The organism is Chryseobacterium taiwanense (assembly GCF_000813825.1).
Classification (GTDB): Bacteria; Bacteroidota; Bacteroidia; order Flavobacteriales; family Weeksellaceae; genus Chryseobacterium; species Chryseobacterium taiwanense.
This window is the reverse complement of the sequence record NZ_JWTA01000001.1, coordinates 146,877-162,058: the sequence shown is the minus strand read 5'-3', so window position 1 is coordinate 162,058 and position 15,182 is coordinate 146,877. Positions and strand designations below refer to the sequence as shown.

Sequence of the window (15,182 nt, the reverse complement as noted above, 5' to 3'; positions counted from 1 at the left end):
TTATTTAATTAGATTGCAGAAGCCACGTCTACAGAACCATCAATTTTCTTGATCAATCCTTGTAACGTTTTTCCAGGACCAACTTCAATAAAGTTAGTTGCTCCATCTTTAATCATATTTTGAACTGACTGTGTCCATTTTACAGGACCTGTCAATTGTGCAATTAAGTTTTGCTTGATTTCTTCAGGATTTGTAACAGCCGTAGTTGTGATGTTCTGATACACAGGAATGGTTGCATTTCTGAATTTTGTCTGCTCAATTGCAGCCGCCAATCTTTCTTGTGCAGGTTGCATCAATGGAGAATGGAATGCTCCGTTTACAGGTAACAACAATGCTCTTTTTGCTCCTGCTTCTTTTAATTTTACGCAAGCTTCTTCAACAGCAACTGTTTCACCAGAAATCACCAATTGTCCGGGACAGTTGTAATTTGCAGGAACCACGATTCCGCTAATTTGTGCGCAGATCTCTTCAACTTTAGCATCTTCCAATCCTAAAATCGCCGCCATAGAACTTGGATTTGCATCACAAGCTGCCTGCATTGCTTTTGCTCTTTCAGAAACCAATTTCAGACCGTCATCAAAAGATAAAACTCCGTTGGCAACTAATGCTGAAAATTCTCCTAAAGAATGCCCTGCAACCATTTCAGCTCCAAGACCGTTTACTGCTTTAAGCGCAGCTACTGAATGTATAAAAATTGAAGGTTGAGTAACCTCAGTTTTTTTAAGATCTTCATCTGTTCCATTAAACATAATAGAAAGGATGTCGAACCCTAAAATTTCATTGGCAGATTCCATCAAGTCCTTAATGTCTTTTCGAGAATCATACAATTCTTTTCCCATTCCTACGAACTGAGAACCCTGCCCAGGAAATACAAGTGCTTTCATGTATTGATTTAAAATATTTTGCAAATATAAGTATAATTAAGAATACCTTTAAGTGAATTAAATCATTTAAGGAACCAACCTAATTACTCTGTAACCAGTATTTACGTAAGCGCCATTTGCTTTTGACTTTACAAACTCAAATTTGGTTGCCAACTGAGTCTGTACTTTGTTCATTTGCTTGAAAATCTCCCCTTTTCTATTTTCTCTCGTCAACATATCATTCACTACATCGAACCCGATGATTGCATATTTAGGAGGAGTTTTACAATATTTGCTTTTGTACGCTGCTAAAATTTCTTTTTCAAAACCACCTTCTGCATTGATCTTTCTATCCATAAGATAGACTAAGTTTGCCTGACTAAGTTCATCTATTTTTTTCTCAAAAACAGGAACGTAATACATACTGAATGCTTTCATCCCTTGTACGTCTTTGGAAAGAGCAATTACTTTATTAGCAAACACTTCTCCCACATCATTACTGTCGTTTGCCAAAATAGCAATCACTGGAGCAGATTGCCCCGTCATCATATTCTGATCCAACTGAATTTCAGAAGCAGAATTCACGATCACTACATTAGGTTTTTTAAGCGCTTTTTCTAAACCGTTCTTAATATAGTTTGCATTCGTTTTTTTACTGTCTGCAACGATATAAATTTTTTGATCAGAATAAGAACCTCTTACTTCATCTACTATTTTATCAGCATAGGTCTGATCGTTTGTTTCTACAATGATCAGATTGCTGTAGTTGTATAATTCCGGGGAGTTTGCAAAAGGAGCAACAATCGGAATTTTTTGATTTTTTGTAAAGTCTAAAACATCGATAACATTTGACTTGAAGAACGGACCAATAATTAAATCTGTATTATCCGGATTGATCTGTGTTAAAGAATTTTTAAAGGTTCCTTCATTACCAGAGTCCACGATTTTAATTTCCAGCTTCTGACCGCTTCTCGCATTTCTTTCAATCGCTAGTTTTGCTCCTGTAAGAAAATCCATTGCCATTGATCTGTACTGAGTTTCGTTAGTACTGTATCCGAAAGGAAGCATCAACACAACACTTAGTGCGTCTCCGTTTTTCTTTATATAAGCAGGATCCAGTTTTTTTATTTTTAAAACCATTCCGGTTTTTAAACCATGTGATAAATCAGGATTCAAAGCGATTAATTCATCAATAGAGATTCCGAATTTGTTTACAATAGAAAAGACAGTATCTCCCTGCTGAACGGTATACGTAACAAAGTCATCTCCCGCAACCGCTTCTGAAGTTGTAACGGTTGTATTTCCTGAATCCATTTTCTCTTTTGAGCTTACTGGTTCAGAAATTATATCTGTATTTGATTTTTTAACGATAATTTTCTCTCCCGGTTTCAATCCTCTTTCTTCTAACCCCGGATTTAAAGCAAATAATTCTTTTTGGGTAATATTGAATTGTTTTGAAACTCTGTAATAATTGTCTTTTGCCTGTATCACATATTCTCCGTCTGCAACGGTATTGGTATCAATAGGCTTTTCAACAGGTTTAGAGGTTACTGTCGTTGGAGTTACAACAATATGTTGATCACTTCCTCCATATTTTTTGATATTTTCCAACGGCAAAGTGATCTCGTCTCCTATTTTCATGTGAGACTCAAGCTCGGGATTATATTTTCTAAGATCTGCTTCGGAAATATGATATTGTTTCGTAATTCCGTAGATCGTCTGCTTAGGCTGCAAAACAATTTTCCCGTATTGAGTCGCAGTATTTGTTTTTGGTTTTTCAGCGATGGTTGTTTTAGTAGCTGAAGTTGCTCCGGTTTTCACCGTTAAAACATCACCAATAGCCAATTTCCCTTCTTTAAATTTAGGGTTCAGTTTAAGTAATTCATCAACAGTTAATCCGTATCTTTTAGCAATATTGTAAGGAGTATCACCTTTTACAACGGTGTGCGATTTCTGAGCAGATGCTCCCAAAACCATACATATACTGGATAAAATAAAAAACCTCTTTATCATAATAGATCGTTATATTTACAAAAATACTTCTTTAAAATTAAATGGCAACAATAATCAATTTGGATTCCTGAACCACCATTTCTTCTAAACAAGTTTCAAGCCACGAATACCCAAAGTCCGCAAAAAATACGCTAAAGTTGTAGACTCTTTCCTGCCAGTTTTTGGAAGGATGTACATCCAGAAATAGATTTTCCAGTCTTTCCAGCAATTCGCTTTGTTTTATTTTCTCTGCATGAAGAAGACGTTTTTTCATTCTGTTAAATGATTTCAGCTGTCTTACCTCTTCCGCTTTTACCATATTCCCAAAAGATTTTTCTGTCGTTTCTGCAATAACTTTCAATTCAGAAAAATTATTGATCAACAGATTTTCTTTTTCGTCTAAAAGTTTTAAGATGCTATTATCTTCAACTATTTTACGATTGATAATTGTAGTGAAATTTTCGAAAAAATCTTCTATTTTAAGGTTTAATTTCTGAATTTTCCCTAATGTCTTTTCTTTTAGAAATAACATAGAATTTCTCGGTATCAAAACAGGGAAAGGAATATTTATTTTTTTGAAATAATCTTTCAGTTCGAGCCAATACATGATTTCCGCATTTCCTCCGATATAAGCCAGATTGGGCAATACACATTCCTGATACACCGGACGCATCAAAGCATTCGGACTGAATTTTTCAGGAGTATTTTCCAGCTCATTTAAGATTTCATCTTCTGTGAATGAAATATTTTTGTCTACAATGAAATAGTTTTTCCCATCAAAATCAATTCTGTCTCTTGTTTCTGAAAGATAGAACAAATTAATCTCACGAGGATTTACCTGAACTTTTCCGTATTTCTCGGTAAGGAAGTCAACTTTATCTTTGGAATTTTTATTTAAACTAAAACTAAGTAATTCATCTCTGAAAATTCCTTTAATCTGATTTTTAAGTTCTTTAGAATCTCCATCTAAAATTAATAATCCGAATTCAGAGAACAGTCTGTTGACCAAAATTCTGATGGCATCCGTCAATGTGTTTCCCGTCTTATAAGACTCTTTTAACATTAAGATAAGCTCTGTTCCGAAAATAGAATCTTTAAATTCTTTTTCAAATTCTGAAATGAGATGGGTATCATGAATAGGTATTCTTCCTACAGCTCCACCCGATTTCTCATTCATTTCATAGTAATTCCCTTCTGTTTTAAAATGGTTGATCTCCGCAAAATCGTGATCTTCTGAGGCCATCCAATACACTGGAACAAAATTAAAATCCGGAAAGTTTTCTTTTAAATAGGTACAAGTTTTTACCGTCTGTAAAATTTTATAAACAAAGAAAGCCGGTCCTGAAAAAAGATTCAGCTGATGACCGGTAGTAATCGTAAATGTATTCGGTAATTTTAAGCTCTCTAAGTTTTCTTTCTGCTTTGAAGAAAGTGTAACCTCTGAAAGTTGCTTTTCAAGAGCATTATGTAAAACCGTACGCTGTTCCGAAGAAAAAGCATTTTGCTTTACATGAATCTGATTTTTAAAATTATCTATAGAAAATATATTTTCTTCAAATCCCTCAATCTGTTGATTTAAAAAATCTTTTATTAATTGAGGAATACTCTGAATATCGTGAAATGATATTTTATTAATAGTTTTCAACTTTTGTGTACATTTTAGTTGAACATATACCATACGATCCCAATATTTAACCTAAAATCATAGGTTGGATAATGTGGAAAAGCGTATGCTTTGTTATGTGAAAGAAGAGTCCCAACTTGTTGCCCTTCTATGAAAAAGAACATTTTTTTAACCTTCATATTAAAATATGCATCAATCATAGGTTGTCCCCCAATTGAAAATGAATTGGAAGAAGGTAAAATATATTCGTTAAGTATTGGGAAATATTCTCTTGATGCGAATTTTGAGAAGTAATACGCTTTAATTCCTATTTGAACTTCTGCAGCATCTTTAAATGCTTTTGCCTGATAAAAAAAGTTAGCTCTTCCAATAAAGCTTGGCATTGGCAAAAGATCTTTATTAGTCAATGCATTTTGAATCTGTACTCTTGTATTCAAATGAAATTTACCGTAGCTAAAAGTAGCATCTCCCCCGATTTGGGAAATATTCAGTGAGCTATCGCTTTGTTTAGGCATTGCACTACTATCAAAATAAGTGTAATTATCGATTCTAAAATAATTAACGAACAATTCTGTTTTGAACCACTTCAAATTGATATTACCTCCAATCTCTGTTACCGTTTGGTTCTTTGCATCCTGAAGATAATAATTAAACTTTTTATACACAGAAGTATTCATCAAATAATTGAAAGAGGGATAAACACTTTGGAAATTTACTTTTGCATTGACAAAGTAATCTTTTATCGGTTCAAATTTTAAATTATTCGTTGTTTTAAGATAGGTTCCGAACTGGCTTCCGTTAGAAAACTCAAGGAACGAATTCAATTGAATTTTATCTAATAATTTGACCTGCATATTTCCCACTGCTCCAATCCTGTTTTCTTTCAGTTCATTAGGAATTACCAAATCCGTCAGTGAAACTTCAGAAGCTCCGAACTTTAACATCTGATATCGAACTCCCGCATCAAGCTTGAATTTTTCATTATCGAAAACCAAACTAAATGTATTGCTAAAGTTATCCGAATATTTTTTTGAAACATACAATGCTCCATCCACAATTTCCGCAGGAAGACTATACCAATAAGATTCTAAACTTGTTTGTCCGTAATAATATTTATTTCCTTCATGGGAAAGGGTATGTCTTATTTTAAACGGAAATTTTTCTGAATTGAAAGGCGTTAACTGATGAGTCAAATAATATCTTCTATAGGAAAATTGAGAACTTGAAGTTGCCAGATTAACCTGAATGTTCTGTCTATTGCTCGAGTTGCTATCTCCATTTTGAAAGACACTGTCAATAGCAATCCCTCCATTTTCCTGATTATTTACATTCTGATGCAAGTAATGGGCAAACAATTCATAGTTTCCTTTTTTAGAAACATAGCGCCCTGAAAACAAGGTATTATTGTTCGCGGCTAATGTATTTCTATAAAGACCCTGAGAACGAAGTCCCATATATTCTAATGCAAAATTAAATCTCTTCCCTATATTTTGAGTATAGGTGGATTTCAGAGCTGCCCCATTTTTCATTGCATTATGATAAACAAACGTTGCAGTAGGTGTTTTTACATCATAATAATGAATGTCATCAACTCCTAAAATTCCGTACGATTTGTTTGTAGGAAGTAGGGCGAGATTTTGTTCTGCATTCACTTCATAAGACAAAGGATTAAAGCCTGAACCAATATTCGCAAGCTGAGCTTTTCCAAAATTATCTCTGTTATTATATTGTGAAAAAACATTTGTTTTATCAAACGTCAATACGGTATCAAAAACCTTCTTTTCTCCATATTGTTTTTGATATAGATAATCGTTTATAGTAGGCTTAAATATTTTTAAAGAGTCTTTTTTCCCTGAATCGACAATCACAGAGTCTCCTTCTTTTTGTGGAGCCAAGTTTTTATCTTTAGGATTAACTATTTGAGCTTGGGCTGTAAAACCCAAAAAGAGTATGATAAGAAATATGTATTTCATTTATTGCTTTTGTGTAGCAAAAATAAGAAATAATGGGGAATAAAAAACCCCGTCTTTCGACAGGGTTTTTATTATTATAATAATTACTTATTAAATTACTGACCTACAAATAATTCATCATAATCACCAAAAGTACCAATTGTAGCACCAGTAGTTGGATTTTTGACAATATATTCAACACGTAATTTTAATATTCTTGTACAAGCATTGAATGATGACTTGCTACCATCAGACGCTTTTTTAACCCATTCTTGTCCTCCGTTTGAATCATATTCCATATATTGATCTGGAATTGTAACTACTGCTGTTTCAGGATCGTAATTTAAAGTTAAACTACCACCTAAAGCTTTAAATCCTACAATTTTCAATGTTCCTACACCACCAGTTACACCTAAATCCTGAATTGTATAATCAGTATTAGGAGCATTATAGCTAGCTACAGTATTTTTAAAAATCCCATTCCCAACAAATGCCGAAGATGGACAAGATTTATTATATGTTAAAATATATGTTTGAGCAAAAGTACTATTCCCAATAGAAGGAGATTGTAGTTTGAATACTATTAGCTTAGGCTCAACAGTAGCAGTAGCCTCAAGCAATTTCACTTGAAATTGAGCTGTAGCTTGTCCTGCAGGAACAGTTAGATCCTGATTAACAATCTGAAAATCGGTACCCTCTACTGCTGTCGAAACAGTTTTATCTACTACTAGTTTAACCTGAGCAGCACCTGACAAAGGAATAACAGTTCCAAACTCTATATTAACAGTTGTAGAACCTGTACCAGATTTTACAACGGCTTCACCTTGTACTTCCTTATTAAAATGTAAGTAAGGATCACCTTCATATGTTGTAGGCTCATCTTTACAACTATTTAAGAAGATAGTTATAAAAGCCAATATTAAAAATGCAAACTTTTTCATAAAATTAAATGTATTATTAATTATAACCAGGATTTTGTTGAACATTAGAATTTGCATTCATTTCGCTCAACGGAATAGGAAGTGTAAATCTATAATCACTAGCCGGCAATGTAAGAGGCATAGTTGAATTATCATCATCATACACATCTCTATCGATTCCAACTCCTGCTGCTACCCCCATTCTTTTCAAATCAACATAACGATGACCTTCGAAAGATAGTTCTCTTCTTCTTTCTAAAAGAATATCTGCATAAGCTTGCTGAGCAGAAGTATAAGTAATTGTAGCGGCTAAACCACCCACTGATCTAGTACCTCTAATAGTTCTAACTCGCGTCGCCGCAGTTGTTAAATTCCCTTCATGAACAGCAACCTCAGCTAAAATAAGATACATTTCAGACAATCTAAAGATTTTAATATCATTTCTCAATTGCATTGTTGCACTTGCTAAAGGAGCTGGTTTACCCGGGTATTTATTGATTACAATAACATCAGCCTCTCTTGGGTTAGCACCGTTAGGATAAAAAGCATCGAACTGACTTGAAGCATCAACAAATACTTGACCTCTTACATCTGTTCCTGGAAGTTGATTTAAAAGAGTATATAATTTTCTGCTCATATCGAAATTAACAGAGCCATTAATATCCGTCGAGTTAGTCGTCCAAAGATTTGCAATATTTGACCAAGAACCTGTAGAACTATTAGGTCTGTATAAAGACCACAAAATTTCGCCTCTTGACCCAGCTGCATCTTCCCACATACGTTGGTATGAAGTTGCAACAGCAGTAGTATTAGGAAGAGCTAAGTTTATCGTGCTTGATGTGATCGCAGTAGTAGCATTTACTTTTGCATTTGCATCATCACCTTTATAATTGTAATACCTTGCTGCCATCGCATGAATTGCAGGCTTTAACAAATAATGAAAGTCACGAAACTGTCCAGTAGCTGTAATTGTAGTAGATGCTACACTTGTGGAATTAAAGTTTGTAAGAGCATACTGTAAATCAGACTCAATTAAAGCAAAGATCTCTGAATTTTTCACTCTCGGCAACTTCGTTTCAAATAAATCAGCAGGTTCAGTAGCTAACATTACACCTAAAGCATTTGCATCTTTCATATTTGGAGAAAAATATGATTCTAAATTGATATAAGCATACGCTCTAAGTGCTCTTGTGTGTACTAATATACTTGTATATAAAGCTTGATTTGCAGGAGAAAGTGTATTAAAATCAATTAATTTACTACCATTCAAAAGAATATTAGCTTTATTAATAATATTATAGTTACTAACCCAAATTGCAGCAGCATCACCTGATGTAGAATTTAATACCCATCTGTGCGTTAAGATATCTGTAGTACTTACTCCAGCTGGTCCAAAACCTATTTCATCTGTAAAAAGTGAAGTGAAATTAATTTCATTCAATGGATCTACGGATGGATATACACTTCCATTAAGGAACTTCTGCATATCTTCTACCGTTTGAAAAGCAGTCTGGGGATCATTAATTTCTCCATCCTGTACTATATCTAGTGCATCGTTACACGAAGACATCACTAAGAAAACCGATAATATATAAAATATTTTTTTCATTGTAATTATTTAATTTAAAAATCAACTTTTACCCCTATTGTATACATCCTTGGGTTTGGATAAATACTCAAACTAGATGATGTAATTGGTTCAGGGTCAAAACCTCTCCACTTAGTCCATGTAAAAATATTTTCAGCTTGAAGATATATTTTAAGACCAGTAATTGGCATATTCTTTAACATGTCTTTACTAAGCTGATAACCGATAGTTGCTGATCTTATTTTAAGGAATGAAGCATCTTTCACAAAATAATCAGAATCAGCAGTATACCCCCAGTTCGTTGCTTTTAGATTAGGGATATCACTATTAGAGTTCTGTGGAGTCCAAGCACCTAATAAATCTGTAGACATATTTCCTGAACCGACTGCCGTAGAACCTAAACCTTCAGGATTAGCTAACCAATATAAAGCATTATCGAATTTTTTAATTCCTTGTTGGAAAGTAAATAATGCGTCAAAGAAAAAGCCTTTATAACCTGTTTCAAATCCAAAACTTCCTGCATATTTAGGAACAATACTAACATCTAGATATTGTGCATCATTAACATCAGGAGTTTCTGTAACGCCACCATCTTTAGTATAGAATAATAAATTACCATTACTCTTATTCACACCCGCATATTTATATACATACCATTCATATAATTGGTGCCCAGCAATATTAACAGTAGAACCGGGTGTTGGGTCACCATTAATTGTATATTCATTTACCCTGTTCTGGTTATAAGAACCGTTAGCAAACACACTTACTCTAAAATCATCATTTTTGAAAATGTTATAACGTAATCCAAGTTCAATACCTTTATTAGTCATCGAACCATTATTACCACTAACCGCATAAGAACCTGTTACTCCTGATACAGGAATTGAGCTAAACAAGTTTGTAGTTTTCTTATGATAAACATCAAGTGTTCCTTCTAGTTTATTATTTAGCAAAGTAAAATCTAAACCAATATTGGCTTGCGCTACATCCTCCCACTGTACTGTTGGGTTACCGTAAGCAAAGCCTAAACCAAGTACGTTACCATATCCTGTAGGTGTTGTATATAAATCTCTTACAACTTGGCTAGCAGTAAGTAAAGGATTTACCCCAGGTTGACCTGCTACAATATTCTGATTACCATTGGTACCATATGAAGCTCTTAGCTTTAGATTACTAAATGTAGATCCATCCATAAAGCTTTCTTTATCAATATTCCATCTACCTGCAACAGCCCAATAAGTAGCCCATTGATTATCTCCTATAAACCTGTAACTAGCATCCCTTCTAATTGTACCACTAAAACCATATTTACCAGCATAGTCATAATTCACATTTGCAAAATAAGCTAGAGTCCCCGCTGTAACTCTAGAACCACTTACAGATGGCACATAAGGAGATGTAGCCGTATTATCAAAAGGTACATATCCTGTTCCAGAACCAGGAACATAAGTTCTTGGATCTAGCCCGTTCTGTCTTCTAGTTGTTGTTCTATAATAAACTTTATTATATTCCATACTTACTGTAGCATCTACAGTGTGATCTCCAGTTTGTCCGTTATAAGATGCAGAAACAACATTATTAATACTTAAATCTCTTGTTGTACTTTGATCCTCATAACCAGTATACTTATTGGCTCCTTGAGTCGCCAAAGCTAAATAAGCCCAAGGTGCTCTACCAGAAATTCTATCACTCTGTCTATAGTCAACGCCAAATTTATTATTTAAACTAAAGTTTTTTGTAAATTGATATGAACCTCCTAAGTTACCTGTAATAGACACCTGATCAACATAATTTGGAAGATTCCCTTTAGTCATCAAGTTCTCTAATACATAGATATTATTTCCGTTATTAAAGTTAGTTCCAATTGCGTTAAACAAACCTTGACCATTTCCATATGCATTAGGAGCTAAATAAGGTAACCCCTGAAGAACTCCCAAAAGTGGATTTTGAACAGAGTTATTTCTTATACCTGTACTAGTTTCTTCAAACAATTCATTTCTTCTAGAGAAAGCAAGCCCTAATTGTGAATTAACCGTTAACTTTTCATCATTGGACTTCATTTGAACATTTGACCTAGCAGTAAATCTTTTAAAATCAGTCGTTGGTACAGCACCACCTTGTTGCATATACCCAAAAGAATTATAGGAAGTAACATTTTTACCACCTGTTGAAATTGACACATCATGCGATTGGAACATTTCCGGCTTAAAGAAAACTTTTTTCCAATCAGTATTAATTCCTGCTTTTTGTCCAGCTATAGCCTTATCATAAGCAGCACCAGAAGTCAAACCATACAATCTCATAATATCCAAATATTCATCAGTATTTGCAAGATTATATTTATCAAGAGGTCTTAATGACATCCCTGTCATCCCCGTATAAGAGACTTTCATTCCACTGCCATATTTTCCTCTTTTTGTTTTAATAACAACAACACCGTTAGCTCCTCTATTACCATAAATTGCAGTTGCAGCAGCATCTTTCAACACAGTCATTGATTCAATATCATTCGGGTTCAAGTTTCTGTACTCAGAAGCATTCGATGGAATATCATCAATAACAATTAAAGCATCCGTATTACCACTAATTGAACTCGTTCCACGAATTAACAAACTAAATTTGGCAGATCCAGGACTTCCTGACCCCCCATTCATGATAACACCAGGAGCAGCTCCCTGTAAAGATGTCAAAACATTGGTATTCGGTCTATTCTCTAAAAATACATCACCCACAGTATTTGAAGCGACTGTTGAATTTTTTTTAGTAATAGTTTTTGAATACCCTAAAACAACCACTTCTTCAATTTTAGTCTCTTTCGAAGCAGTGTCTTTTGGTTTTTTTTGTGCATGAATAGCCTGTCCTACAAAAAACAAAGCACCTGCACTTAATACACGTAGTTTAACATTCATATTAACAAATTTTAATATATTTTAATGGGCAAATATGTTAATAAATATTAACATTCACAAGTTTTCGAGATACATATTTTAGAGTTTTTTTTACACATTAAACTACATTTATACACAAAAAAACTAAAATCAATAATAATTACGTTTAATCATTCTATAAAATGCAAAATATAATTAGTTAAAAAAACTTTTAACACAATATTTTCAAAAGTCAAATTATTATTTAGAATAATTACAAATTAACAGTAAATAAAAAACCACTTTCTAAGAAAGTGGTTTTCATTTATTTACAATGAATTATTTCAGTTTTTTCTTCACTGCTACCTCTTCATATACCTCAAGAATATCCCCTTGTTCGATATCATTATATCCTTTAAGGTTCAATCCACATTCGTATCCTTTGGTAACTTCTTTTACGTCATCTTTGAAACGCTTCAAGCTTTCCAGCTCTCCATCGAATTTCACAATTCCGTCTCTTAACAAACGTATTTTAGAGTTTCTTGTTACTTTTCCGGTAAGAACCATACATCCAGCAATTGATCCAACTTTAGAAATCTTGAATACCTCACGGATTTCAACATTACCAATTACCTGTTCCTGAATTTCCGGAGAAAGCATTCCTTCCATCGCCTCTTTTACTTCATCAATCGCTTTATAGATTACAGAGTATGTTCTGATCTCAATTTCCTCACGATCTGCAAGATCTTTAGCATTTGCACCAGCTCTTACGTTAAATCCGATAATAATCGCATCTGACGCTGCAGCTAGGTTGATATCAGATTCCGTGATCTGTCCTACACCTGAGTGAAGGATATTTACGCTGATCTCTTCTGTTGAAAGTCTTTGTAACTGATCAGAAAGTGCTTCTACAGAACCATCTACGTCACCTTTAAGGATAATGTTCAATTCTTTGAATTCACCTAAAGCAATACGTCTTCCTAATTCTTCAAGCGTAGTATGTTTTTTCGTTCTGATAGAAAGTTCTCTTTGAAGCTGTTCTCTCTTGTTAGCGATAGCTTTACCTTCACTTTCGTCAGCATAAACACGGAATTTATCTCCCGCTGTTGGAGCACCATCCAATCCTAAGATCGTTGCCGGAATAGACGGACCAGCTTCAGCAAGATTCTTCCCTCTTTCATCAAGCAAAGCTTTTACTTTACCATGATTTTTTCCTGCTACAACATAATCTCCTACTCTTAGTGTTCCGGTTTGAACCAACATTGTTGCTACATAACCTCTACCTTTATCTAAAGATGCTTCAATAACAACTCCGTTTGCAGCACGTTCAGGATTTGCTTTTAGTTCAAGCATTTCTGCCTGAAGTAAAACTTTCTCCAATAGTACATCTACGTTATTACCGAATTTAGCAGAAATTTCCTGAGCCTGAACATTCCCTCCCCATTCTTCCACTAGAATATTCATTCCAGAAAGTTGTTGACGGATATTGTCCGGATTTGCATTCGGCTTATCTACTTTGTTGATTGCAATAATCATTGGAACACCTGCAGCCTGAGCGTGAGAAATTGCTTCTTTCGTTTGAGGCATTACATCATCATCGGCAGCAATTACGATAATTGCAATATCCGTGATCTGAGCTCCTCTTGCTCTCATCGCCGTAAAGGCTTCGTGACCAGGAGTATCTAAAAATGTAATTCTCTGACCGTTTTCCAATTTCACATTATATGCTCCGATATGCTGCGTAATTCCTCCTGATTCACCTGCGATAACGTTGGTCTTTCTGATATAATCCAGTAATGATGTTTTACCGTGGTCAACGTGTCCCATTACTGTAACAACAGGTGCTCTAGGCAATAAGCTCTCTTCAGTATCGATTTCATCATCTGCATCTGTATCTTCAAGATCTGCATCTGAGAATTCAATTTTATAACCAAACTCATCTGCTACCAACAATAAAGTATCAGCTTCCAGTCTCTGGTTCATGGTAACCATAACTCCGAGAGAGAAACAAGCAGAGATAACTTCTGTAGGAGAAACATTCATTAAACTTGCCAATTCACCAACAGTGATGAACTCAGTTACTTTTAATGTTCTGTCTTGTGCATCAAGCTCTTGCTGACGCTCATCTTGTTCTCTACGGAAATTTCTCTTATCTTTTCTGTGTTTAGCAGATTTAGACTTCCCTCCTTTATTGGTTAGTTTTTCAAGAGTTTCCTTGATTTGGTTTTTAACTTGTTCATCTGTCAATTCAACAGGCATCGTTCTTTGACCTGGTCTGTTGTTTTGTCCTCCTCTGTTGAAACCTCCTCTGTTTCCACCTTGACCTCCTTGGCCTTGTGGACGATTCCCTTGATTATTATTTCCAAAACGGTTTCCACCTTGACCTCCCTGACCTTGAGGACGATTTCCTTGTCCACCTTGACCTTGAGGACGGTTTCCTTGACCACCTTGTCCTTGAGTACGATTTCCTTGACCGCCTCCTTGGTTATTGTTGTTGTTTCCGTTTTGTTGATTGTTTCCACCTTGCTGATTATTGTTTCCGCCAGGTTTCTCAATCCTTTTTCTTTTCTTTTTAGCTCCAGGACCTGTTTTCGGTGCAAATTGAGTCAAATCAATTTTCTCTCCAACAATTTTAGGTCCATCCAGTTTCTGATAAACTGTTTCAATTTTTTGAGGTTCCTGGTTTTCTTCAGTTGCCTTCGGTTCTTCTTTTTTTACCTCTTCCACTTTTTGCGGAGCTTCTTTTACAACAGGTTTAGGAGTTTCTTTCACCTGTACAACCGGTTTTTCTTCTACAGCTTTTTCTTCTACTTTTTTCTCCTCCACTTTTGGCTTGTCTTTTTTTACCGGTCTATTTCTAGATTCAATTTGTGATAAATCGATTTTATCTAAAACTTTAAACTCTTGCTTTTCCGGAGCAGCTTTCACTTCTGGCTCTTCTACTACAACAGCTTCTTCTTTCTTTTCTTCCACTGTTGCTATAGGAGCAACCGGAGCTTCTTCCACTTCAGGTTTTGCAGATTCCAAATCTATTTTACCTAAAATTTTAGTTTCTGGTTTATTAGCTTTAGCTCTTATTACTTCAGGGGTTTTCTTTTCTTCAATTTCCAGTTTTTCTTCCGGAACTTTTGTGATCACCACCTCATGGGAAGCTTTACGTTGTTCACCGTCTTTGGCAAACTCAGCCTCCAATGCAGAATATGCCGCTTCTTCCAATTGAGCGTTAGGATTGCTTTCAACCTCGATACCCTTAGCTTGTAAAAATTCTACTAATCTGGACATCGAAATATTGAATTCCTTAACCGCTTTATTTAATCTAATTTTTGGCATTTATTATTTTTACTGTTTTTTTAATTCTTAAAATTAAAGTATT

At 34.7% G+C, this 15,182-nt stretch carries 8 protein-coding genes; all 8 read right to left on the bottom strand.

Features of this window, described 5'->3' with window-relative positions; all coding sequences use genetic code 11:
- Positions 1-8: 8 nt before the first annotated feature.
- Positions 9-884: an ACP S-malonyltransferase gene (gene fabD, locus RM51_RS00685; protein WP_039363904.1), complete on the bottom strand. Its 876-nt coding sequence runs from the start codon at positions 882-884 to the stop codon at positions 9-11.
- A 66-nt stretch (positions 885-950) separates the two neighbouring features.
- Positions 951-2,876 (bottom strand): LysM peptidoglycan-binding domain-containing protein, encoded by a 1,926-nt coding sequence (locus tag RM51_RS00680; RefSeq protein WP_052248342.1) that lies wholly within the window; start codon positions 2,874-2,876, stop codon positions 951-953.
- A 37-nt stretch (positions 2,877-2,913) separates the two neighbouring features.
- On the bottom strand, positions 2,914-4,500 hold the full coding sequence (gene bshC / locus RM51_RS00675) for a bacillithiol biosynthesis cysteine-adding enzyme BshC (protein ID WP_039364551.1): 1,587 nt from the start codon (positions 4,498-4,500) through the stop codon (positions 2,914-2,916).
- Positions 4,501-4,514: 14 nt separating this feature from the next.
- Positions 4,515-6,452 carry a putative porin gene (locus RM51_RS00670; RefSeq protein WP_039363898.1) on the bottom strand — a complete coding sequence of 646 codons (1,938 nt, stop codon included), beginning with the start codon at positions 6,450-6,452 and terminating at the stop codon, positions 4,515-4,517.
- Between the two features lie 95 nt (positions 6,453-6,547).
- On the bottom strand, positions 6,548-7,372 hold the full coding sequence (locus RM51_RS00665) for a hypothetical protein (RefSeq protein ID WP_131667038.1): 825 nt from the start codon (positions 7,370-7,372) through the stop codon (positions 6,548-6,550).
- Between the two features lie 16 nt (positions 7,373-7,388).
- Positions 7,389-8,960 (bottom strand): RagB/SusD family nutrient uptake outer membrane protein, encoded by a 1,572-nt coding sequence (locus RM51_RS00660; protein ID WP_039363891.1) that lies wholly within the window; start codon positions 8,958-8,960, stop codon positions 7,389-7,391.
- Positions 8,961-8,974: 14 nt separating this feature from the next.
- Positions 8,975-11,851: a SusC/RagA family TonB-linked outer membrane protein gene (locus RM51_RS00655; protein WP_039363888.1), complete on the bottom strand. Its 2,877-nt coding sequence runs from the start codon at positions 11,849-11,851 to the stop codon at positions 8,975-8,977.
- A 297-nt stretch (positions 11,852-12,148) separates the two neighbouring features.
- Positions 12,149-15,139 (bottom strand): translation initiation factor IF-2, encoded by a 2,991-nt coding sequence (gene infB / locus RM51_RS00650; protein WP_039363885.1) that lies wholly within the window; start codon positions 15,137-15,139, stop codon positions 12,149-12,151.
- Positions 15,140-15,182: the final 43 nt, after the last annotated feature.